The organism is Kitasatospora sp. NPDC005751 (genome assembly GCF_040630835.1).
Lineage (GTDB): Bacteria > Actinomycetota > Actinomycetes > Streptomycetales > Streptomycetaceae > Kitasatospora.
The window spans coordinates 194,286-216,098 of sequence record NZ_JBEXYC010000008.1 but is presented as its reverse complement, the minus strand read 5'-3'; the positions used below and the strand labels follow the sequence as shown (position 1 = coordinate 216,098).

The window sequence follows — 21,813 nt, the reverse complement described above, 5'->3', positions numbered from 1 at the left end:
GAGTGCCCGCCGCGCCCCACCGCCCCCGCCACGACGCGCAGGAGCCCCGGTGACCCTGAGGTCACCGGGGCTCCCGCGTCGTTACGGGGCCTACGCCTTAGGCGGGCACCGAGGCCACGCCGGGGGCGAGGAACCGCTTGCCGTTCACCCGCTCCGAGACGCCCTCACGGTCCAGGTACGGGGTGATCCCGCCCAGGTGGAAGGGCCAGCCGGCGCCGGTGATCATGCAGAGGTCGATGTCCTGCGCCTCGGCGACGACACCCTCCTCCAGCATCAGGCCGATCTCCTGCGCGACGGCCTCCAGAGCGCGGTTCAGCACCTGCTCCTCGGTCAGCACGGTGTCGCCGAAGGTGAGCAGCTCCAGCACCTCGGGGTCGAGCACCTGCTTGCCGTCGACCCAGGTGTAGAAGCCGCGCTTGCCGGCCTTGACCACCCGGCCGAGGTTCTCGGAGACGGTGAACCGCTCCGGGAAGGCGCCGCGCAGCGTCTCCGAGACGTGCAGCGCGATGGCCGGGCCGACCAGCTCCAGCAGCACGATCGGGGACATCGGCAGGCCGAGCGGCTCGACGCCCTTCTCGACCGTGGCGATCGGGGTGCCCTCGTCGATGATGTCCTGGATCTCGCCCATGAAGCGGGTCAGGATCCGGTTCACCACGAACGCCGGGGCGTCCTTGACCAGCACCGAGGTCTTCTTCAGCTTCTTCGAGACACCGAAGGCGGTGGCCAGCGCGGCGTCGTCGGTCTGCTCGCCGCGGACGATCTCCAGCAGCGGCAGGATCGCGACGGGGTTGAAGAAGTGGAAGCCGACGACCCGCTCGGGGTGCTTCAGCTTCGAGGCCATCTCGGTGACCGAGAGGGAGGAGGTGTTGGTCGCCAGCACGCAGGTCGGCGAGACCACGTTCTCCAGGTCCGCGAAGACGTTCTGCTTGACGCCCATCTCCTCGAACACGGCCTCGATCACGAAGTCCGCGTCGGCGAAGCCGGCGGCCTTGTCGAGCGAGCCGGTGACCAGGCCCTTGAGCCGGTTGGCCTTGTCCTGGCCGATCCGGCCCTTGCCGAGCAGCTTGTCGATCTCGGCGTGGACGTAGCCGACGCCCTTGTCGATGCGCTCCTGGTCGATGTCGGTGAGGACCACCGGCACCTCCATCCGGCGGGCGAACAGCAGCGCCAGCTGCGAGGCCATCAGACCGGCGCCCACGACGCCGACCTTGGTGACCGGGCGGGCCAGCGACTTGTCCGGCGCACCGAACGGACGCTTCGCCCGGCGCTGCACCAGGTTGAAGGCGTAGATGCCGCTGCGCAGCTCGCCGCTCATGATGAGGTCGGCCAGCGCCGCGTCCTCGGCGTCGAAGCCGGCCTGCAGGTCGGCGTCCTTGACCTGCTGGATGATGTCCAGCGCCTTGTAGGCGGCCGGGGCCGCGCCGTGCACCTTGGAGTCGGCGACCAGCCGGCCCCAGGCGACGGCGTCGTCCCAGGCCTTGCCGCGGTCGATCGCCTCGCGCTCGACCACGACGTCGCCCGTGAGCACCTTGGCGGCCCAGAGCAGCGACTGCTCCAGGAAGTCGGCCGGCTCGAAGATCGCGTCGGCGATCCCCAGCTCGAACACGTCCTTGCCCTTGAGCTGCTTGTTCTGGCTCATCGAGTTCTCGATGATGACCTTGATCGCCTTCGAGGGGCCGATCAGGTTCGGCAGGATGGTGCAGCCGCCCCAGCCGGGGACGAGGCCCAGGAAGACCTCCGGCAGCGAGAACGCCGGAACGCCCGCGCTGACGGTGCGGTAGGTGGCGTGCAGGCCGACCTCGACGCCGCCGCCCATCGCCGCGCCGTTGTAGAAGGCGAAGGAGGGGACGGGCAGCGCGGCGATCCGCTTGAAGACCTCGTGGCCGCCCTTGCCGATGGCCAGCGCGTCCGCGTGCTCCTTGAGGATCTCGACGCCCTTGAGGTCGGCGCCGACCGCGAAGATGAACGGCTTGCCGGTGATCGCGACACCGACGATCGTGCCCGCGGCGGCCTCGGCCTCGACCTGGTCCAGCGCGGTGGACAGCTTCAGCAGCGAGCCCGGGCCGAAGGTGGTCGGCTTGGTGTGGTCGAAGCCGTTGTCCAGGGTGATCAGGGCCAGCCGGCCGGCCTGCAGCGGCAGGTCCAGGTGGCGGACGTGCGCGGTCGTGACGACCTCGCCGGGGAACAGCTCGGCGCCCTGCTGCAGCAGCTCAGTCGTGGTGCTCATGGTCACTTACCACCCTCGAAGTGCGGGTTCTCCCAGATGATGGTGCCGCCCATGCCGAAGCCGATGCACATCGTGGTGAGGCCGTAACGGACGTCCGGGCGCTGCTCGAAGCGGCGGGCCAGCTGGTTCATCAGGCGCACGCCCGAGGAGGCCAGCGGGTGGCCGAAGGCGATCGCACCGCCGAACGGGTTGACCCGCTCGTCGTCGTCCGCGATGCCGTAGTGGTCCAGGAAGGCCAGCACCTGGACGGCGAAGGCCTCGTTGACCTCGAAGGCCTGGATGTCGTCGATGGTCAGACCGGCCTTGGCCAGCGCCTTCTCGGTGGCCGGCACCGGGCCGATGCCCATCACCTCGGGCTCGACGCCCGCGAAGGCGAACGAGACCAGGCGCATCTTGACCGGCAGGCCGAGCTCCTCGGCGACGTCCTCGGCGGCCAGCAGCGACGCGGTGGCGCCGTCGTTCAGACCGGCCGAGTTGCCCGCGGTGATGTTGCCGTGCGGGCGGAACGGGGTCTTCAGACCCGCCAGCGACTCCATCGTCGTGCCCGGGCGCATCGGCTCGTCCGTGGTCGACAGGCCCCAGCCGGTCTCGCCGACCTCGGGGTTGGAGTTGCGGACCGAGATCGGCACCAGGTCGGGCTGGATGTCGCCGTTGGCGTACGCCTTGGCGGCCTTCTCCTGCGAGCGCACGGCGTAGGCGTCGCAGCGCTCCTTGGTGATGTGCGGGAACCGGTCGTGCAGGTTCTCCGCGGTCATCCCCATGAACAGGGCGGACTCGTCGACGAGCTTCTCGGACACGAAGCGCGGGTTCGGGTCGACGCCCTCGCCCATCGGGTGACGGCCCATGTGCTCGACGCCGCCGGCCACGACCACGTCGTACGCGCCGAAGGCGATGCCGCCGGCGGTCGTGGTCACGGCGGTCAGCGCGCCCGCACACATGCGGTCGATGGCGTAACCGGGAACGGACTTCGGCAGGCCGGACAGCAGGGCCGCGGTGCGGCCGATGGTCAGACCCTGGTCGCCGATCTGCGTGGTGGCCGCGATGGCGACCTCGTCGATCCGCTCGACGGGCAGGTTCGGGTTACGGCGCACGAGCTCCCGGATGCACTTGACGACGAGGTCGTCGGCGCGCGTCTCGTGGTAGATGCCCTTCGGGCCGGCCTTGCCGAACGGGGTGCGGACGCCATCGACGAAGACGACGTCCCTCGCGGTACGAGGCACGGGGGCTCTCCTCCCAGGGACCAACAGGTTGAGGTGGGCAGGCTGCCGCCGTCCGTCGCACGGGGGCACGTGAGCGGCGCTGCTTCACCGTCATGCTACCCGCCGGTAACCAACCTGCCCAGGCCCGACGGCCGGTTCACCCCGTGTGTCCCCCGACACGTCCTCCCGGCGGAGCCCGGGAGCGGTGGCGCCGGGGCGCGCGGGCGGCCGCCCGGACACGACGGAGGGGATGCCGTCGCACGACGGCATCCCCTCCGCCGCGGCAGCGTTCCGCCGCTGCCACGGTCTCCGGTCCGGCCCGCGGGCTACTCCGGCTCGACCTCCGCGGCCTTGACGAAGGCCGCGGCCACGACCGGTGCCACCAGGTCGACCTGCCACTGCCGGGCGCCCAGCCGGCGCAGCGCGGCGGCCACGCCGACCGCGCTCGGGTCGGCCGGCGGCTCCCAGGAGACCCGGCGGACGAGGTCCGGCGTGATCAGGTTCTCGGCCGGCAGGTTGCGCGCCTCGGCCAGCTCGCTCACCGCGGCCCGGGCCCCGGACAGCCGGGCGGCCGCGACCGGGTCCTTCTCGGCCCAGGCGCGCGGCGGCGGCGGGCCGTCGTGCGGGGCGGCGGCCGGCGGCAGCTGGTTCTCCGGGACCTCCCGGCCCCGCTGGACGGCGGCCAGCCACTGCTCCAGCTGGCGGCGGTGGACCCGCGGCCCGAAGCCCTGGACGGCCTGCAGGGCGGCGATGTTCAGCGGCATGGCCAGCGCGGCGTTGACGATCGCGGCGTCCGAGAGCACCCGGCCGGGCGAGACGTCGCGCTCCTGCGCCAGCCGGTCCCGGGTCAGCCAGAGCTCGCGCACCACGGCGAGCTGGCGGCGCCGGCGGACCTTGTGCAGCTGCGAGGTGCGGCGCCAGGGGTCGGTGCGGGGGGCCGGGCGGGGTGCGGCGGCGATCGCCGCGAACTCCTCCAGCGCCCAGCCGAGCTTGCCCTGGGCGTCCAGCTCCTGTTCGAGTGCGTCCCGCAGCTCGACCAGCACCTCGACGTCCAGAGCGGCGTAGCGCAGCCACGGCTCGGGCAGCGGGCGGGTGGACCAGTCGACGGCGGAGTGCTCCTTGGCCAGGCTCAGCCCGAGCACGCTCTCGGTCATCGGTCCGAGGCCGACCCGGGCGAAGCCGGCGATCCGTCCGGCCAGCTCGGTGTCGAAGAGCCGCTGCGGCCGCATCCCGACCTCGGCCAGGCAGGGCAGGTCCTGGGTGGCGGCGTGCACCACCCATTCGGTGTCCGCGAGGGCGGCGCCGAGCCCGCTGAGGTCCGGGCAGGCGATCGGGTCGATCAGCGCGGTGCCGGCGCCCGCGCGGCGCAGCTGGATGAGGTACGCCCGTTGGCCGTAGCGGTAGCCGGAGGCTCGCTCGGCGTCCACGGCGACCGGTCCGGTGCCCGCTGCGAAGGCGGCGACGGTGGCGGCCAGCGCCTCCTCGTCCGCCACGACTGGCGGGATCCCCTCCTTCGGTTCGAGGAGCGGGACCGGGGCTGCTTCTTCTTGGGTGGCTGCTACGGCGTCGGTCACTCACCAAGGGTACGACGGACCTCGGGGCCAGGAGTGTTGTCGGACTGGTCAGACCGGGTTCGTGACTATGCCACCGGGCGGCCTGCGCCGTCCCCGCTCCCGTGGTCCGGGACCGGGGGCGGTCCGGAGCGGCCGCGGGGGCCGCGGTGACGCCGCCGCGGGGCCGTCCGGACGCCGCTGCGGCGGTCCTGGAGGAAACGTTCCTCCAGGACCGCCGCAGCGGCCCACCGATCGCTCAGTGGATGATGCCGGTGCGCAGCGCGACGGCGACCATCCCGGCCCGGTCACCGGTGCCCAGCTTGCGGGCGATCCGGGCCAGGTGGCTCTTCACGGTGAGCGCGGACAGGCCCATCGCGACGCCGATGGCCTTGTTGGACTGGCCCTCGGCGACCAGCCGCAGCACCTCGACCTCACGGCCGGAGAGCTCGCGGTAGGCGGACTGCTGGGTACCCGGCGCGCCCGGCGCACCGGGAGCTCCGGGGGCACCCGGCGCACCGGCGGCACCGGGCATCCCCGGCATGCCGGGGCGGCGCATCCGGCCGGCCAGACCACCCGCGCCGAGCGGCAGGCCGGGGCGACCCGGCATGGCCACGTTGGTGCGGGTACCGGTGACCACGTAGCCCTTGACGCCGCCGGCCAGCGCACTGCGGACCGCGCCGATGTCGTCGGCGGCGGAGAGCGCGAGGCCGTTGGGCCAGCCCGCGGCGCGGGTCTCGGCCAGGATGGTCAGCCCGGAGCCGTCCGGGAGGTGGACGTCGGCGACACAGATGTCGCGTGGGGTGGAGACCCGGGGGCGGGCCTCGGCGATCGAGGACACCTCGATCACGTCTCGGACGCCGAGCGCCCAGAGGTGGCGGGTGACGGTGTTTCGGACACGGGGGTCAGCGATGACCACCATGGCGGTGGGCTTGGTCGGCCGGTAGGCGACCACGTTTGCGGGGTGCTCAAGAAGGACCGACACCAGGCCTCCTGCGGGGAGTGGCGGACGGAACCCCGATGGGGCGGTCGGAGTGTTCCGCGTTTGGAAAGGGTCACAGTCTGCTTCGGCAGCTACCGTGCCCGGCTTTAGCGAAAGATCACGATCTAGTGAGTAACAATACGGACAAATCGCGCAGGTGACTGATGCGACATGCCTGGAATTCGTACAAAATCGATCAGAGTCGGCATGAATCGGTCACGTCAGGCATCGCGTCAGGCCGGACAAATCGCCGCAGAGCGGGTCCGAAGCCACACTCCGTCAGCCCTGGGGGTGGCGCTGGGTCCGGTACCGCCGCCGGCGGCCGCGGACCACCCGTCAGTGCGAGCGCGGGCGCCGGCGGGCGGGCATCGGGACCACCCCACCGAGTGACGGCACGTCGACGGCCGGCTGCGGCGCGGGCGCGACCGGGGGCAGACCGGCGCTGATGCAGAGCAGGTCCCCCCAGGCGGCCAGGTGCCGCTCGAAGCGGCCGTCGGCCGGCGTCCAGGAGGCCCGGATCTCGATCTCGGTGGACGACTCGCGGTCCGCCAGGGCGCCGAAGTACTGCGAGGCGCACCTGGTCACCGTCCCGGACGGCTCCGCGTACCCGGCGCCGTGCGCCTGCAGCGCGTCCATCAGCCAGGCCCAGCCGACCTCGGAGAGCATCGGATCGCCGGCCATCTCCGGCTCCAGCTCGGCCCGGGTCATGGTCACCACGCGGAAGTCCCCGTTCCAGGCCTCCTGCCCGGCCGGGTCGTACAGCAGCACCAGCCGGCCGTCGGCCAGCTCGTCGCCGTCCACCTCCACCGAGGCGGTCAGGGCGAACGCGTGGGGGGCGAGCCGGCGCGGCGCCGGGGCGGGGGAGAGTTCGAGCTCGGGCCGCAGCCGCGCCGCCGTCAGAGCCTCGACCGCGGCCCGGAACTCGCTCGGCGCCGCCTCCCGACCCGTTCCGCCACCTGTTCCGCCACCCTGTGCGGGGTGCCCGCCGACCGCTGCCATGCCCCGAAGACTAGGTCGAAGGCCGGGGTAATCGCCGCAACTTCTGCCCGCGCGGCGTGCCGGGACGGCAAACCGACCAGATCTTGGAGGAACCGACGAGACCGGGCGGGGAGCCGGGTCCGGGGCGCGTGCGAAGATTTGAACCGTGAGCGAGACAACGGCAGAAACCACGGCAGTCACTCAGGCAGGCACCCCCACCGGGCAGCAGCCCTCCGTGCGACGCGGCGCCGCGCACGACTCCGCGTTCCTGCGGGCCTGCCGGCACGAGCCGGTGCCCCACACCCCGGTGTGGTTCATGCGCCAGGCCGGCCGCTCGCTGCCCGAGTACCTGAAGGTCCGCGAGGGCATCCCGATGCTGGACTCCTGCATGCGGCCCGAGCTGGTCAAGGAGATCACCCTGCAGCCGGTCCGCCGGCACAAGGTCGACGCGGCGATCTTCTTCAGCGACATCGTGGTGCCGCTCAAGGCCGTCGGCATCGACGTCGACATCAAGCCCGGCATCGGCCCGGTGATCGCCGACCCGATCCGCACCGCCGAGGACCTCAAGCGGCTGCGCCCGCTGGAGCCGGACGACGTCCCCTACATCACCGAGGCGGTCGGCCTGCTCGTCGACGAGCTCGGCGGTACCCCGCTGATCGGCTTCGCCGGTGCGCCCTACACCCTCGCCAGCTACCTGATCGAGGGCGGGCCGTCCAAGAACCACGAGAACACCAAGGCCATGATGTACGGGCAGCCCGAGCTGTGGGCCGCCCTGCTCGACCGGCTGGCCGACATCACCTCCGCCTTCCTGAAGGTGCAGATCGAGGCCGGCGCCTCCGCCGTGCAGCTCTTCGACTCCTGGGTGGGCGCGCTCGCCCCCGACGACTACCGCCGCTCGGTGATGCCGTCCAGCACCAAGGTCTTCGACGCGGTCGCCGGGTACGGCGTGCCGCGGATCCACTTCGGCGTCGGCACCGGTGAGCTGCTCGGTCTGATGGGCCAGGCCGGCGCGGACATCGTCGGCGTGGACTGGCGGGTGCCGCTGAACGTCGCCGCCGAGCGGGTCGGCCCCGGCAAGGGGCTCCAGGGCAACCTGGACCCGGCCGTCCTCTTCGCGCCCACCAAGGCGGTCGAGACCAAGGCCCGCGAGGTGCTGCACGCCGCCCAGGCGCTCGGTACCAGCGGCCACATCTTCAACCTCGGCCACGGCGTGCTGCCCAGCATGGACCCGGACGCGCTCAGCCGGCTGGTCGCCTTCGTGCACGAGGCCAGCGCGCGCTGACCGACGGCGTGGCGGGTCCCCGGGTGTCGGGGGCCCGCCACCGTCGTGCTCAGGCCTCCCGCCGCTGCGCCTCCTCCTCGTTCGCCGCCTCCCCGCTCTCCCCGCTCTCCCCGCGCCGCGGCGGCTCGGTGGGCTTCGGCGGCAGCGCGGGCGTCCGGCGCCGCCGGACCAGCCGGAGCACCGCCACCACCGGCACGAGCACCAGCAGGAACGGCGCCGCCGCCGCGACCGCGACCGCCAGTGCGCGCACGATCGCGACCAGGACGTCCCAGCCGCCGCCGAGGCCCGCGCCGACCGAGTGCCAGAAGCCGTCCTTCTTCGCCGGGGCGGCCTCCCCGTCCGGTGCCCTGGTCTCCGTCCTCTGCCGCACGTCCAGCGTGACCGTGGAGAGCGACGTCTTCGCCGACAGCTCCTTCAGCTGCTTCTGCAACGACTCCAGATCCGCCTCGCGGCGGCTCAACTCGCCCTCCAGGCTGGTGATCTCGGCCAGCGTCTTCGCCTGCGCCATCAGTGCCCGGACCCGGTCGACGCTCGCCTGCTGGGTCTGCACCCGGCTGCCGACGTCGGCGACCTGCTGGGTCAGGTCGTCCGCCTGGCTGCGGCGGGACAGCACCTCGCCCAGTCCGGCCAGCTGGTCCAGGGTCTGCTGGAACGCCGCCGACGGCACCTTCAGCGTCAGCTGACCGCTCTGCGGTCCGGCCACGCCGTCGGCGGCCCGCCCGCCGCTGCCGGTCACCGTCTCGCTCGCCACGTACCCGCCGGCGGCCAGCGCCAGCTCGCGCGCCCGCGCCAGCGCGGCGTCCGCCTTGGCCACCCGTACCGACAGCTGCGCGCTGTACGCGATCTGCCGGGTGTCCACCACCGGCACCGCGTCCGACGCCCCGGCGGCGGCGCCCGGAGCGGGCGCGGCCTTCGGCGCCGCCGACGCGGCCACGCCCGGGCCCGCCGCATCGCCCGCCGGGGCCGCGGCCGACCTCTCCCTCGCCCCGCCACCGTCCGCGCCGCACCCACCGGCCAGCACCGCCACCACGGCCACCGCCGCCAGTGCCCCCGCTCCGCGCCGTCCTCGTCCCACGACCGACCCCTCCCAGTCCACGGTTGCGGCACCGCGTCCTCCGGCGCCCGGACCATTCGACGGCCGCCGCCCCCGATCGGACCCGCCCCGGAGGTCGCAGCTCGATCACGACTGGGCCGCAGGCCGGTCAAGGCCCCGGCCCGCCGTCGCCTCCGGTCGCTCGTCCGGGTGAGCGGATGCCCGTGGACCACCCCGGCCGCTACCTCGCGAGGAGGGGTGGTTCGCCGAGGACCTCGACCACCTGTCCTGGGCGCCGCGCCACACCGAGCTGATCGACGGAGCACTGGTCTTGAGGACGCGGCCGCAGCGCTCCTGGCACAGCCGGGTCGTCACCGTCCTGACCGGAGCGCTGGAGGCGCTCGTGCCGGACGGGGTCATGGTGGAGCGCGAGATGACGGTCAAGCTGGACCGACGCAACCGTCCGGAACCGGATCTGCTGGCCGTCAGCGCGGAGTTCGACCCTGACCGCACCTGGTTCGCCCCGGAGCAGGTGTCGCTCGTCGTCGAGGTCGTCTCGCCGGAGTCGGCCCATCGGGACCGCGTGGTCAAGGTCCGCAAGTACGCCGAGGCCGGGATCCCGCACGACTGGGTGGTCGAGGAGGAGGACGGCCTCCCGGTGGTGCACGTCTTCGAGCTCGAAGCCAGTACCTCCTCCTACGCGCCGGCCGGTGCCGTTCGCCGTCGATCTCGACCTCGACGGTCTCGTGCCTGTCCGGAAGCGGGCGGATTGAGGCATTGATGTAAGGACCTGCGAGACTGCGGGGCATGTCGCAAGCACAGGTCGTCGTGATCGGTGGCGGTATCGCGGGGCTGGCCGCGGCCGCTTTTCTCAGCGGGGCGGCCGGCGGGGCCGCGCGGGCGCGGGTGACGCTGCTGGAGGCGTCCGACCGGCTCGGCGGGAAGCTGTACGGGGGAGAGGTCGGCGGGGTCCGGGTGGACCTCGGGGCCGAGTCGATGCTGGCGCGGCGGCCGGAGGCGGTCGAGCTGGCGCGGGCGGTCGGGCTGGGCGGCGAGCTGGAGCCGCCCACCACCGCCAAGGCCGCGATCTGGACCAGGGGCGCGCTGCGGCCGCTGCCCGGCGGCCAGGTGATGGGCGTCCCCGGTGACCTGGTGGCGCTCGCCGCCTCCGGGGTGCTCAGCGCCGATGGCCTGGAGCGGGCCCGGCACGAGGGCGCCACCGAGGTCGGGGACGATGTCGCGATCGGGCGGTACGTCGCGGACCGGCTCGGGCGCGAGGTGGTCGACCGGCTGGTCGAACCGCTGCTCGGCGGCGTCTACGCCGGGCACGCCGACGAGATCTCGCTGCGCGCCGCCGTGCCGCAGCTGCTGGAGATCGCGCGCGGCGGGGGCTCGCTGGTCGAGGGCGTGCACGAGCTCGCCAACCGGCCGCGCACCGTCGGCACTCCCGTCTTCCAGGGCCTGCGCGGCGGTCTCGGCACGCTGCCCGAGGCGGTCGCCGCGGCCTGCGCCCGGGCCGGTGTCGAGCTGCGCACCCGTACCGCGGTGGAGGGGCTGCACCGGACCCCGGGGGGCTGGCGGGTGGTGACCGCCGGGGGCGGGGCGCTGGAGGCGGACGCCGTGGTGCTCGCGGTGCCCGCGCCCGCCGCCGCCCGGCTGCTGCGCGCGGACGCGCCGGGGGCGGCCGTCGAGCTGGACGCCGTCGAGTACGCGGGGATGGCACTGGTCACCCTGGCGTTCCGGCGGGCCGAGCTGCCCACGCCGCCGGCCGGCAGCGGGTTCCTGGTGCCGCCAGTGGACGGCCGCCGGATCAAGGCGTCCACCTTCTCCTCCAACAAGTGGGGCTGGCTGGCGCGTTCGGCCCCCGACAGCTTCGTGCTGCGCACCTCGCTCGGCCGGCTGCGCGAGGAGCAGCCGCTGGAGCTGTCGGACGAGGAGCTGGTGGCGCGGTCGCTGGCCGACCTGGGCGAGGCGATCGGTCTGACCGCCCGCCCGTACGACACCGCGGTGACCCGCTGGCGGTCCGGCCTGCCGCAGTACCCCGTCGGCCACCTCGACCGGGTGGCCCGGATCCGGGCCGCGGTCGGCCGGGTGGGCGGGCTCGCCGTCTGCGGCGCGGCCTACGACGGCGTGGGCATCCCGGCCTGCGTCGCGAGCGCGCGGGCGGCCGTCGCCGCGCTCGACGAACTGTTGACCCCGGCGACCGGGGAGAACGTCACGGAGAGGACAATGGGCGCATGACTGAGACCGTTGAGCAGCAGCCGGAGCAGCAGCCCGAGAAGAAGAAGGCGCGCGACCTGAACCAGGTCATCCGCTACACCATGTGGTCGGTGTTCAAGCTCAAGGGCGAGCTGCCCGAGGACCGCACCGCGCTGGCCGCCGAGGTCGACGAGCTGTTCGCGCAGCTCGCCGCGAAGGACGTCACCGTGCGCGGCACCTACGACGTCTCCGGTCTGCGGGCGGACGCCGACATCCTGGTCTGGTGGCACGCGGCGGACTCCGACGACCTCCAGGAGGCGTACAACCGCTTCCGCCGCACCGGCCTCGGCCGGGTGCTGGAGCCGGTCTGGTCCAACATGGCGCTGCACCGCCCGGCCGAGTTCAACAAGTCGCACATCCCGGCCTTCCTGGCCGACGAGCGCGCGCGCGACTACGTCTGCGTCTACCCCTTCGTCCGCTCCTACGAGTGGTACCTGCTGCCGGACGCCGAGCGGCGCGCGATGCTCGCCGAGCACGGCCAGATGGCGCGCGGCTACCCGGACGTGCGGGCCAACACGGTCGCCTCGTTCGCGCTCGGCGACTACGAGTGGCTGCTCGCCTTCGAGGCGGACGAGCTGCACCGGATCGTCGACCTGATGCGCGACCTGCGCCCGTCCCGGGCCCGGCTGCACGTCCGCGAGGAGGTCCCCTTCTACACGGGCCGCCGCAAGCCGGTCAGCGAGCTGCTCAACGGCCTGGTCTGACGCCTCCGCCCGAGGGGCCGGCCGTTCCCGTCGAGGGGAGCGGCCGGCCCCTCGGCCGTCGGCGGGTCAGCTCCGGTGCGGGCGCAGGGCCGCGCGGAGGCGGGCGTCCGGCAGCGCGACGGAGCCGATCATCGCGACGGCGGTGAGCAGCTCGCGCTCGTCGTCGTCGGTGAGGCCGTGCTGGCGGGGCGGCCGCACCTCGCGCAGCACCTCCTGGCCGACCGGGGAGGCCCAGCGGGTGTAGGGGTAGACGTCGACCCGGGCCATCAGCAGCGTGCCCGCGGTCAGCACCAGCGGCAGGGAGAACCAGGCCAGCGGTGCCAGCGCGTCGCCGCCGGAGAAGGCGCCGACCGCCAGCGCGGCCGCCAGCAGCACCAGCGTGAGCAGCATCGCCTGCCGGACCTGGCGGATCACCAGGACGGTCTGCCGCTGCACCGGCGCCGGGGTGGCCAGACCGGCCAGTGCGAGGCGGCCGCCGATCTCCAGCACGGTCGGGTGGACGGACATCACCCGGCGCAGGTCGTCCGTCCGGCACTGGCCCCCGGGCCCGACAGCGGCGACCACCGCCCGCTCCAGGCGGCTGCGGCCCCTGGGGTCGACGACGGTGGTCCAGCCGGTGTGGGCGAGGTGCAGCCGGCCCCGGGAGGCCATCAGGACCAGGGCCAGTTCGACCACCCGGTCCGGGCCGCCCGCCAGGTAGGCCGTCTCGTACAGGCCGATGCCGACCGCCTCGGGCGGCCGGGGCCCCTCCTGCCCGGCGAGCGCGTCGGCGGTGGCGGTCATCCGGACCAGCCGGATGCAGGAGAGCACCGCGCTGACGCAGGCCGGGATCAGGAAGAGCAACCACATGGGCCCGTTGTAGACCTGCCCCCGCTCCGGGCGGAACGCCTTTCCGGTGCGCGATATCGAACTGTGACTCGGGAGGGCGGTGGGCCTCAGGATCCGCAGCTGCTCCCGCCACCGCAGCTGGAGGAGGATCCGCAGCTGCTGGAGCCGCCGCCGCAGCTCGACGAGGAGGAGCCACAGCTCGACGAGGACGAGCCGCAGCTGCTGCCGCCGCAGCTCGACCCGGACGAGCCCGAGCCCGAATCGGAGCCGCTGCCGCACCAGGTGACGCCGCCGCAGGAAGTGCCGGAGGAGCCGGAGGAGCACGAGGTGTAGGTGGAGGACGAGGAACCGCCCGTCGCCGCGGCCTTGGCGGTCGCCAGGTCGGCCGCCGCCGCGGCGAGCATCGCCTCCTGGAGCTCCGCGTCGTCCAGCCCGGAGGCGGCCAGCCCGCTGAGCGCGACCGCGCCGAGCAGGACGCCGCCGGCCGCCCGCGGTGCCAGGCCGGCACTGGGCTTCCACGGCTTGCCGACGGACATCAGGGCGAGCTGACGGCGGCCGGCCGGGGTGATCCGTCCCTTGAACGGCCAGGTCACCAGCAGCGACACCAGACCGAGGACCACCAGCACGGACGGGAGCCAGAGGACGGGGCGGTCCGCCTCCCCGAGGTCGACCGCGTGGGCGACCACGGTGGTCACCACCACGCTCAGCAGGGCGAGCCAGAGCAGCCGACGGGCCACCTTGGCCCGGTGCATCAGGGCGGGGTTGCGCAGCAGCCCGCGGTTGGCGAGCCCGTCGCCGAGCTGCTGGACGGCGGGGGCGCGCATCACCGCGCGCCGCAGCGGGGCGAGCTCCCGCTGCCCGGTCGGCCCGACCGCCTCGATGATCGCCTCGTCGACGGCGTCGTAGGCCTTCCGGGTGGTCAGCGTGACCAGGCCGGCCCGGTTGACGACGACGCGGCCGGCCTGGTGCATCCGGACCAGGGCGGTGTCGAAGACCCGGCCGGGGCCGCCGGAGAGGAACGCGGTGTCCAGCAGCGGCAGTCCGCGGCCGGGCAGGCCCTTGACCTGCGGTACCCGCCGGACCCGGCCCTTGGTGTACGAGGCGTACGACGCGGCCGCGACCAGCAGCAGCGCCGGTACGACGAAGAAGGTGTTGTGCCACATGGGCGGTTCCCCCGGAATGGTGTGGGTGGTTCTGGTTCAGTGCCGCGGGCCGGGCCGCAGGGCCCGGCGCAGGCGGGCGAGCGGCCCCTGCGGACGCTCGGGCGCGGGGCCGTGGAGCCATCGCTCCAGAGCCTGCCGCTGCTCGGGGTCGAGCGTTGGGTCGAGCGCGGGGCCGGGCTCGGTGCCGGGCTCGGTGCCGGGCCGCCCGGCGTCCGGGCGGGTGCCCGGCTCGTCGGTGAGCGCCCACGCGGCGAAGGCGCGGGCGTCGGCGCGGTAGCCGCCGGTCTGCGGGTGCGTCCGCGCGTAGGCGAGGAACAGCGGCCCGTACCGCCGGCCGAGCAGGCGGGGCAGCTCCGGGGCCACCTTGGCGGTGGTGTCCCGGCGCTTGGCGGCCAGACCGGCCGACTGGGCGCGGACCTGGGCCGGGTCGAAGCCGGGCGGGACGGGCCCGCCGGCCACCAGGGCGGCCAGCAGTTCCTCCTGGCGCCGGGCCAGCGCGGCGCGGGCGGCGGTGAGGCCGTGGGCCTCGCCGGTCGGGCCGGTCATCCGGCCCGTCCCCCGTCCAGCACGCGGCGGATGGCGTCCAGTTCGGCCGCCAGCTCGGCGGGCGGCGGGAAGTTGGCGTCCCGCTCCAGCAGGACGCCGGGCGGTGCGACCCGGTCGCAGAGCTCGGCCAGCACCTCCAGCACCGGTTCGGTGACGGGGTGGGCGTGGGTGTCGTGCCAGACGCCGTCGATCATGGTGCCACCGGCGACGTGGACGTAGGCCAGCGCCTCCAGCGGCAGGCGGTCCAGTTCGGCGGCCGGGTCCAGACCGAGGTTGACCCGGTTGGTGTGCAGGTTGGCGACATCGATCAGGAGCCGGACACCGGTGCGCTCGACCAGCTCGGCGAGGAACTGTCCCTCGGTCAGTTCGTCGTCCGGCCAGGCCAGCTGGGCGGCGATGTTCTCCAGGGCCAGCGGCACCGGGAGCCGGTCCTGCGCGATCCGGACGTTCTCGGCGATCACCCTGAGGGCGTCGCGCGAACGGGGCACCGGCAGCAGGTGCCCGGCCTCCAGGCCACCGGCCCGGACGAACGCCAGGTGCTCGGTCACCAGCGGGGAGCCGAGCGCGCCGGCCGCCTCCGCGAGCCGGTCGAGCCGTGCCGGGTCGGGCCGGTCGGCGCCGCCGAGGCCGAGCGAGACGCCGTGCGGGACCACCGTGACGCCGCGGGCCCGCAGGATCCGCAGCGACTCGGGGAGGTGGTCGGCGCAGACGTTCTCCGCGACCACCTCGACCCAGTCCAGGCCGGGCTGGCGCTCCACGACGGTGTCGATCTCGCCGCGCCAGCCCAGGCCGACGCCGAGCGCGGTGGGTGCGGGACCGGCCGTACCCGCCGGTCGTTCGGTGGCCCCGGTCGGAGCGGCGGGCGTCCTGCGCCGGACGGCAGGAGAGGTCATGGGTTCGCCCCCTTCGGAGGGCTGGGTGGGAAGCCGTCGGCCGACGCGGGCATCGTCGCCAGGGTCGGGCCGGGCCGTGCTGCTGAGGATGTCCCCGGTGGGAGCGGCTGCCAAGCCCCATCCGGTCTTCTCAGAGCATTATTTGAGCTTGTCGACCCGGTGATGAGGGACTTTGGTCCCGTCCCTGTCACCGGCCCCCCGGACGGGGCGGAAATTCGGAGGCGAACCGGTCGGCGGGGCGGTTACGGTACCCGCCCATGACGACGCTGACCGTGCGTGACTTCCGCCCCGCCGACGCCGAGGCCGCCGCGGCCGCCCACCGGGCGGGCCGCGAGCACCTGCTCCTCACCCCCGAGGTCTTCACCTGGCTGAACGCCCGCCGGGCCGCGGGGGAGCACTTCCGCACCTTCGTCGCCGAGCTGGACGGCGAGGTGGTCGGCTCGGTCCGGTGCGGTGTGGTCGTCGGCACCACCACCCGGGGCATCGGGTACGCCAACGGCAGTGTGCTGCCGGCCTTCCGGCGCCGCGGGGTCTTCACCGCCCTGCTGGCGGCGGCCGAGCGGCACCTGGCCGGGCACGGCGTGGTCGAGCTGCACAGCTGGGTGGACGAGGAGCCGGCGTCACGCGCCTTCGCCGTCGCCCGCGGCTTCACCGAGGGGCGGCTGGCCCACTTCGCCGGCCGGGACCTCGCCCGTCCGCTGCCCGCCGTCCCGGCACTGCCGCCCGGGGTCGAGCTGCGCCCGGCCACCGACTGGGCGGACGACCCGTACCCGATCTTCGTGATCGAGGCGGACGCGGCCCTGGACGAGCCGGGCGAGATCGCGATGGACGCCGCCGACTACGAGGCGTTCCTGACGGGGGACTGGGCCCGCCCGGACCTCGACCGCGAGCTGACCGTGGTGGCGGTGGTCGACGGCGAGCCGGCCGCGTTCAGCGCGGTGCAGACGGACGGCGCGGAACGCTACTGGTCGGCGTTCACCGCCTGCCGGCGGGCCTTCCGGGGCCGGGGGCTGAGCAAGCTGGCCAAGACCGAGTCGCTGCACCGGGCCCGGGCGGCCGGCTACCGGTGGGCCTACACCAGCAACGACGCCACCAACGCGCCGATGCTCGCGATCAACGCGTGGCTCGGGTACGAGCGGTGCGCGAGCGAGCGGAAGTTCACCAAGCGGTCGGAGGGGTGACGGGCCGGGAGGGAGCGGCCGGTTTCGGTCACTCGAAAGAGTGAATCCGGCGCACTTCCCCCGCGCTGCGCCGGGTGGACCGCCGTGTCGGGAGTCCCCGGCGTTCTGTGCGGGCATCACCTCACGGCAGACAGTTCGTGCCCGAGTCTTCCTCGGTGGGGGATGCTATGGAGATCCTGCTTCAGGTCCTGGTCGGGTTCGTTCCGGCCGTGATCGGCTTTCTCGCGGCCCGCTCCCTCGCCCGGACCAGACTGTTCCTGCGGTACGGCTTCCTCCGGGTGCTGCTCGCCCCGTACGGCCGGGTCCAGATCGTCACCCCCAGCATCGAGGCGGCGGCGTTCGCGTTCGCGAAGGACGGCCGCCCGCTGATCAGCCGGGGGCCGAAGAACGTCCTCTTCATGCCGATGGCCGAGGCCCGGGCGATAGCCCAACTCACCGATCTGCTGAGGAAGATCAACCGGAAGGCGACGATAGAACTGGTCACCGCCGGGGCGCAGGACCCGAGGATGCCGACCTTCTCGATCGGCGGACCGAGCGTCAATCCGTACTCGGCGACCGTGCTCGGCGCGGGATTCCCGGACTTCTGCATCGAGTACCCGGACGCGGCCCGGGCCCGCTGGGGCGGAATGACCTTCGAGGCGCAGTACAACGCGGCCGACGAGTTGATCCGGGACCACGGTTTCGTCTTCGTGACCCGGACGTCGCGGCAGGCGCCCTGCGTCGTGCTCTGCGGGGTCTTCGCCTTCGGCTCGGCGATGGCCGTGGAGGCGTTGGCGGCCGCCACCCGGAAGTCGCCGCTGGCGGCGATCTTCCGCGCGGGGGAGAAAGGATTCGTCGCGGTCGAGGGCCGGGTGATCGGTCTGGACACCGTCGATGTGACCGTCGAGGTCTGCCGGTTGCTGCCGGTGGTGTGAGCGGACGGCGCCCCGGGTGCGGCGCCGCAGGCCTTTCCGGCAGCTCGGGGCGGCCTTCCCGTCCTGCCCCTTGAGACGAAGTGGTCCAGACCGCACGGGTGCGAAACGGGACAGGTCGGGAGGGTCTGGGGCGAGAAGTGGCTTGAATCGCCGGTGTTTTGCTTCACTGTCATCACATCATCGGCATAATCGCGCCCATGACGATCAGCCGCGCGAACGTGAGCGCGATTGCCGAGGACCTGTATGTGTGGCTTCCGCCGAAGCGCGGCTGGGGCCTGGCCAACTGCGGGCTGCTCACCTCACCGCGGACGGCGCTCTGGATCGACACGCCCTACGATCCCTCCCTCGCCGCGGAGTTCCTCGCGCAGAGCCGGCAGCGGCTGGCCGACGGGGTGGACATCGACCGGGTGATCGTCACCCACGCCAACGGCGACCACCTCTGGGGCGCCGGGGTGGTGCCCGACGCCGAGGTGATCGCCACCCGGGAGGCGCTGGAGCACATCCACTGGGAGCCGACGCCGAAGCAGCAGCACGCGCTGGTCGCGGGCAGCGACCCGGCCTCGCCGCTCGGCGGCTACCTCCGGGAGCACTTCGGCCCGTTCGACTGGTCGCAGACCGATCCCGTCCACCCGCACACCGTCTTCACCGGTGAACTGGAGCTGCGGGTGGGGGAGTACCCCGTGCGGATCACCGGGCTGCCGGCCGCGCACACCGGCGGCGACCTGCTGGTCCACCTGCCGCACCAGCGGGTGGTGTTCACCGGTGACGTGATCTTCGGCTCGACGCCCGAGCAGCCCGGAGACCACCCCTCGCACTGGGCCGGACCGCTGGAGAACATCATCGGCGCCTGCGAGCAGGCGCTGGCCACCGGCGCCGAACTCTTCGTCCCCGGCCACGGTCCGGTGCTCGACCGGTCCGGCGTGGAGGCCCACATCGGCTACCTCGGGTACGTGCGCGGCCGCGCCCACGCGCTGCACCGCGCCGGGATACCGGCCCTGGACGCGGCCCGACGGATCATCGCCGAGCAGCGCCACCCCGAACTCGGCCTGCCCGAAAGGCTGGTGCTCACCGTCGCGGCCGAGTACCGGCACCTGGACGGCAGCGCGGTGCCGAACGTCCTGGAGGCGATGGGCCAGGTCGCCCTGGTGGCGCGGGAGCTGGCCCAGGACGCGGGCCGGATGTCGACGCCGCGCCCCCGGCGGTTCCCCTCCTCGCCGGCCTGACCACCTGTCGCCGAGGCTCCGCCACCGGCACCTCCCCACCCCTTCGAGCGAGGACTTCCGAGGACTTCGATGACCCAGATCGCGCTGCTGGCCCTCGCGGTGGCCACGGTCGCCGCGCTCGCGGCGGCCGCCGTCCTGGCCCGCGGACGCGCCCGGGCACTCGCCCGGGCCACCGCCGCCGAGGCGGCCACCGTCCACAGCGAGGAGCGCACCCGCACCGCCGAGGGCCGGCTGGCCCGGGTCGAGCAGCAACTGCGCGAGGCCCGGACGGCCGCCCGGCGGGCGGACGAGGAGGCCCGCCGGGTCGAGACCAGGGCGCTCGCCGCCGAGGGCCGGGTCCGGGAGGCCGAGCAGCGCACCGCGGCCGCCGACCACCGCGCGGCCGAGGCGGAGCTGCACGCCCGGGCGGCCGAGGACCGCACCGCGGAGGCCGGCCGGCAGCTCGCGGCCGCCCAGGTGCGGTCGGCCGCCCTGCTGGCCGAGGTCGGTCACCTGGCCGAGGAGCGGGTGGCGGCCGCCGCGCTGCGGCTCAGCCACCCCAACGCGCCGGACACCGGGCCGCTGGACGCGCGGGCCGCCGGTCCGGAGGCGGTGCGCGCCCTCCAGGCCGTGCTGGACGCCTCGGTCGCGGCCGTCACCGGTGAGCGCGAGCGGGTCGACGCCGCCGCCCGGGCCGCGATGCGCGGTGCCACCTCCAAGATCCAGACCCTGCTGTACCAGATCCAGAGCCTGGTCCAGCAGCTCCAGCACGACAACGACGACCCGCGGCTGCTGGAGGTCGACTTCCGCAACGAGGTCGCGCTGCGCCGGATCCAGACCATCGCGGTGCTCTGCGAGGCCTGGCCCGGTCTGGCCCGGACCGACTCGCCCCTGGCCGAGGTGGTGGTCGGGGCGCTCTCCCGGGTGCCCGGCTACGCCCGGATCAAGGTGGCCAACCACCTGCGCGAGAACCGGCTCGCCGTGGTCGCCCGGGCCGCCGAGCCGCTCGCCATCACGATCGCCGAGCTGCTCGCCAACGCCGCGTCGTACTCGCACCCGGAAACCGATGTGCCGGTGACCGTCCAGCAGGGCGGCCGCGGCGCCCTGGTGATCATCGACGACAGCGGCATCGGGATGGAGGAGGACCAGCTGCGCCGGGCCCGCCGGCTGCTGGCCGGTCCCTCGGACGTGCTGCTGACGGAGCTCGGCAACCCGCCGAAGACCGGCTTCGCGGTGGTCGGCAAGCTCGCCCGGCAGTACGGGTTCTCCTGTCACATCGAGCCCTCGCCGTACGGCGGCATGCGGACCATCGTGCGGATCCCGGCCGCCCTGCTGACGGTCGTGGACGAGGAGCAGCCGCTCTCGGTGCTCACCCCGCTGCCGCTGCGGGCGGGCGCCGGCCCGGCTCCCGCGCCCACCGTCCAGGCGGTGCCGACCCCGCGTGCGGGAGCCGATGATCCCACCGGGCAGGACGTGCCGGAGTGGCACGACGTGCCGGACGGGCACGACACGCCGACCCGGCACCCGGCGCCGGCCATGCACGTCGTGCCGCCGGTACGGGGGGTGACCGCCGACGACAGCGGTCTGCCGAGCCGGCGCCGGCGCCGACCGCTCGGCCCGCAGGTGCCGGAGGCGGCCCGGCCCTCCGGCGGGGCTGCCGCGCCGGAGGGTGCCGCGGACGGCGCGGCGCGGTCCGCCGCCACCGGCCGGTCCGCCCGGACGCCCGAGCGGGCGGCCGCCTGCTGGGACGCCCTGCAGCAGGGCACGGGCTCAGGCCGCGCCGCCGTCGCGGAGGCGGCCGCCGCGGGCACCTCGCCCGGCGGGGCCCCGGGCCCGACCGCCACCGGAGCCGCCACCGACCCGGCGGGTACCTGCACGACGGGTACCGCCTCCACGAGCGACACCTCCACGAGCGCCGCCTCCACGAGCGACACCTCCACGAGCGCCGCCCCCACGAGCACCACCCGCGCCGAGGCCACCGGAGCGGAGGCCGCCGACCACACCGGCTCCGCCGACCGCTCGGACCGGACCGGCCGCCACCCCGCCCAGACCTCCGAAGGAGCCGAGCAGTGAGCACGCCCAGCCCTACCGCCACCGATGAGATCTCATGGGTGCTGACCCCGCTGCTGGAGCTGCCGGGTGTCCTGCACGCGGTGATCGCGACCGGTGACGGCCTCGTCGAGGGCGCCTCGGCCGGCCTCGGCCGAGCCTCGGCGGAGCGGGTCGCCGCGATGACCGCCACCGTGCACGCCGCCGCCCGCGCGTTCACCACCGCCTTCACCGACGTCGAGCAGCCCCGGCTGGCGCAGACGGTCGTGGAGTCCGAGCTGGGCTTCGCCATCGTCGTCCCGGCCGGGGAGAACACCTCACTGGCGGTGTTCACCACGCCGGAGGCCCAACTCGGCAACGTGGCCTACCAGATGCAGGTGCAGGTCGCCGCCCTGGGCCGCGCGCTGGCGAGCCCGGCCCGGCAGCAGGACACCACCGCCCGGTCATGACCGCCGTACCCCGCAGGCGGATGGTCCCCGCCTACCTGGCCACCGGCGGCCGGACCAGGCCCGGCACGGCGGGCTTCGAACGGCTCACCGTCCTGTACGCGGCCGGTGCGGAGCCGCCGCAGGACGTGGAGGACGAACACCGGCGGCTCTGGGAGCTGCTGCGACCGGGCGCACTGACCGTGGTGGAGGCCGCCGCCCACCTGCGCCTGCCGGTCAGCGCCACCGTCTTCCTCGCGGCCGACCTGGTCGAGGCGGGCTGCTTACAGGCCCGTGCCCCGATCCCCCGCGCACAGCAGACCGACCGCTCCATCGTCGAGAGGCTCCTCGTTGGACTCCGCACGCTCCGGTAGCCCGACCGGCCGGACCGACCGGGT

The 21,813-nt window shown here is 74.2% G+C and carries 17 protein-coding genes and 2 pseudogenes; 10 read left to right on the top strand and 9 right to left on the bottom strand.

All coding sequences use genetic code 11. The features are described from left to right. Positions 1–97: 97 nt before the first annotated feature. The 5 genes from ABZ497_RS11790 to ABZ497_RS11770 all read right to left on the bottom strand — a co-directional run bounded on the left by ABZ497_RS11790 (position 98) and on the right by ABZ497_RS11770 (position 6,957). Positions 98–2,227, bottom strand: a complete 2,130-nt coding sequence (locus ABZ497_RS11790) for a 3-hydroxyacyl-CoA dehydrogenase NAD-binding domain-containing protein (protein WP_359804445.1) — start codon at positions 2,225–2,227, stop codon at positions 98–100. A gap of 2 nt (positions 2,228–2,229) precedes the next feature. Beyond that, positions 2,230–3,447 (bottom strand): acetyl-CoA C-acyltransferase, encoded by a 1,218-nt coding sequence (locus ABZ497_RS11785; RefSeq protein ID WP_329489980.1) that lies wholly within the window; start codon positions 3,445–3,447, stop codon positions 2,230–2,232. Positions 3,448–3,752: 305 nt separating this feature from the next. Continuing rightward, entirely contained in the window at positions 3,753–5,000 is a 1,248-nt protein-coding gene (locus ABZ497_RS11780) for a ribonuclease D (RefSeq protein ID WP_352288091.1), read from the bottom strand. Positions 5,001–5,235: 235 nt separating this feature from the next. Beyond that, positions 5,236–5,961 (bottom strand): response regulator transcription factor, encoded by a 726-nt coding sequence (locus ABZ497_RS11775; RefSeq protein ID WP_329489982.1) that lies wholly within the window; start codon positions 5,959–5,961, stop codon positions 5,236–5,238. Between the two features lie 333 nt (positions 5,962–6,294). Then, positions 6,295–6,957, bottom strand: a complete 663-nt coding sequence (locus ABZ497_RS11770) for a DUF3000 domain-containing protein (RefSeq protein WP_329489983.1) — start codon at positions 6,955–6,957, stop codon at positions 6,295–6,297. A 214-nt stretch (positions 6,958–7,171) separates the two neighbouring features. Here ABZ497_RS11770 and hemE point away from each other — a divergent pair, with 214 nt between their 5' ends. Beyond that, positions 7,172–8,218, top strand: coding sequence for a uroporphyrinogen decarboxylase (gene hemE / locus ABZ497_RS11765; RefSeq protein WP_352288359.1), 1,047 nt, complete (start codon positions 7,172–7,174; stop codon positions 8,216–8,218). A 49-nt stretch (positions 8,219–8,267) separates the two neighbouring features. On the opposite strand, the gene ABZ497_RS11760 is transcribed toward hemE, so the two are convergent. Further along, the gene (locus tag ABZ497_RS11760) at positions 8,268–9,293 is read right to left on the bottom strand and encodes a DUF4349 domain-containing protein (RefSeq protein WP_359804444.1); all 1,026 of its coding nucleotides are present in this window, start codon (positions 9,291–9,293) and stop codon (positions 8,268–8,270) included. A gap of 241 nt (positions 9,294–9,534) precedes the next feature. Here ABZ497_RS11760 and ABZ497_RS11755 point away from each other — a divergent pair. The 3 genes and pseudogenes from ABZ497_RS11755 (at position 9,535) to hemQ (ending at position 12,214) form a co-directional block, all read left to right on the top strand. Then, positions 9,535–10,024: pseudogene (locus ABZ497_RS11755) on the top strand (Uma2 family endonuclease). Between the two features lie 34 nt (positions 10,025–10,058). Beyond that, positions 10,059–11,492: a protoporphyrinogen oxidase gene (gene hemG, locus ABZ497_RS11750; RefSeq protein WP_359804443.1), complete on the top strand. Its 1,434-nt coding sequence runs from the start codon at positions 10,059–10,061 to the stop codon at positions 11,490–11,492. Next, the gene (gene hemQ / locus ABZ497_RS11745) at positions 11,489–12,214 is read left to right on the top strand and encodes a hydrogen peroxide-dependent heme synthase (protein WP_329489986.1); all 726 of its coding nucleotides are present in this window, start codon (positions 11,489–11,491) and stop codon (positions 12,212–12,214) included. The genes hemG and hemQ overlap by 4 nt, the downstream gene beginning before the upstream one ends. Positions 12,215–12,280: 66 nt before the next feature. On the opposite strand, the gene ABZ497_RS11740 is transcribed toward hemQ, so the two are convergent. From ABZ497_RS11740 to ABZ497_RS11730, 3 genes and pseudogenes are all read right to left on the bottom strand, one after another. After that, positions 12,281–13,063, bottom strand: a complete 783-nt coding sequence (locus ABZ497_RS11740; RefSeq protein ID WP_359804454.1) for a TIGR04222 domain-containing membrane protein — start codon at positions 13,061–13,063, stop codon at positions 12,281–12,283. Between the two features lie 86 nt (positions 13,064–13,149). Then, complete coding sequence (locus ABZ497_RS11735; RefSeq protein ID WP_359804442.1) at positions 13,150–14,205, bottom strand: TIGR04222 domain-containing membrane protein; 1,056 nt, start codon at positions 14,203–14,205, stop codon at positions 13,150–13,152. 36 nt (positions 14,206–14,241) lie between these two features. Then, positions 14,242–15,644: pseudogene (locus tag ABZ497_RS11730) on the bottom strand (DUF692 domain-containing protein). A gap of 257 nt (positions 15,645–15,901) precedes the next feature. Here ABZ497_RS11730 and ABZ497_RS11725 point away from each other — a divergent pair. The 6 genes from ABZ497_RS11725 to ABZ497_RS11700 all read left to right on the top strand — a co-directional run bounded on the left by ABZ497_RS11725 (position 15,902) and on the right by ABZ497_RS11700 (position 21,789). Then, complete coding sequence (locus ABZ497_RS11725; RefSeq protein ID WP_359804441.1) at positions 15,902–16,825, top strand: GNAT family N-acetyltransferase; 924 nt, start codon at positions 15,902–15,904, stop codon at positions 16,823–16,825. Positions 16,826–16,992: 167 nt separating this feature from the next. Continuing rightward, positions 16,993–17,739, top strand: coding sequence for a hypothetical protein (locus tag ABZ497_RS11720; protein ID WP_352288106.1), 747 nt, complete (start codon positions 16,993–16,995; stop codon positions 17,737–17,739). A 197-nt stretch (positions 17,740–17,936) separates the two neighbouring features. Beyond that, positions 17,937–18,962 (top strand): MBL fold metallo-hydrolase, encoded by a 1,026-nt coding sequence (locus ABZ497_RS11715; protein ID WP_359804440.1) that lies wholly within the window; start codon positions 17,937–17,939, stop codon positions 18,960–18,962. A gap of 69 nt (positions 18,963–19,031) precedes the next feature. Beyond that, positions 19,032–21,014 carry an ATP-binding protein gene (locus tag ABZ497_RS11710; RefSeq protein ID WP_359804439.1) on the top strand — a complete coding sequence of 661 codons (1,983 nt, stop codon included), beginning with the start codon at positions 19,032–19,034 and terminating at the stop codon, positions 21,012–21,014. Then, on the top strand, positions 21,011–21,439 hold the full coding sequence (locus ABZ497_RS11705; protein ID WP_329489993.1) for a roadblock/LC7 domain-containing protein: 429 nt from the start codon (positions 21,011–21,013) through the stop codon (positions 21,437–21,439). The genes ABZ497_RS11710 and ABZ497_RS11705 overlap by 4 nt, the downstream gene beginning before the upstream one ends. Further along, positions 21,436–21,789, top strand: coding sequence for a DUF742 domain-containing protein (locus tag ABZ497_RS11700; protein ID WP_329489994.1), 354 nt, complete (start codon positions 21,436–21,438; stop codon positions 21,787–21,789). Before ABZ497_RS11705 ends, ABZ497_RS11700 begins: the two co-directional genes overlap by 4 nt. The last annotated feature ends 24 nt before the right edge of the window (positions 21,790–21,813 follow it).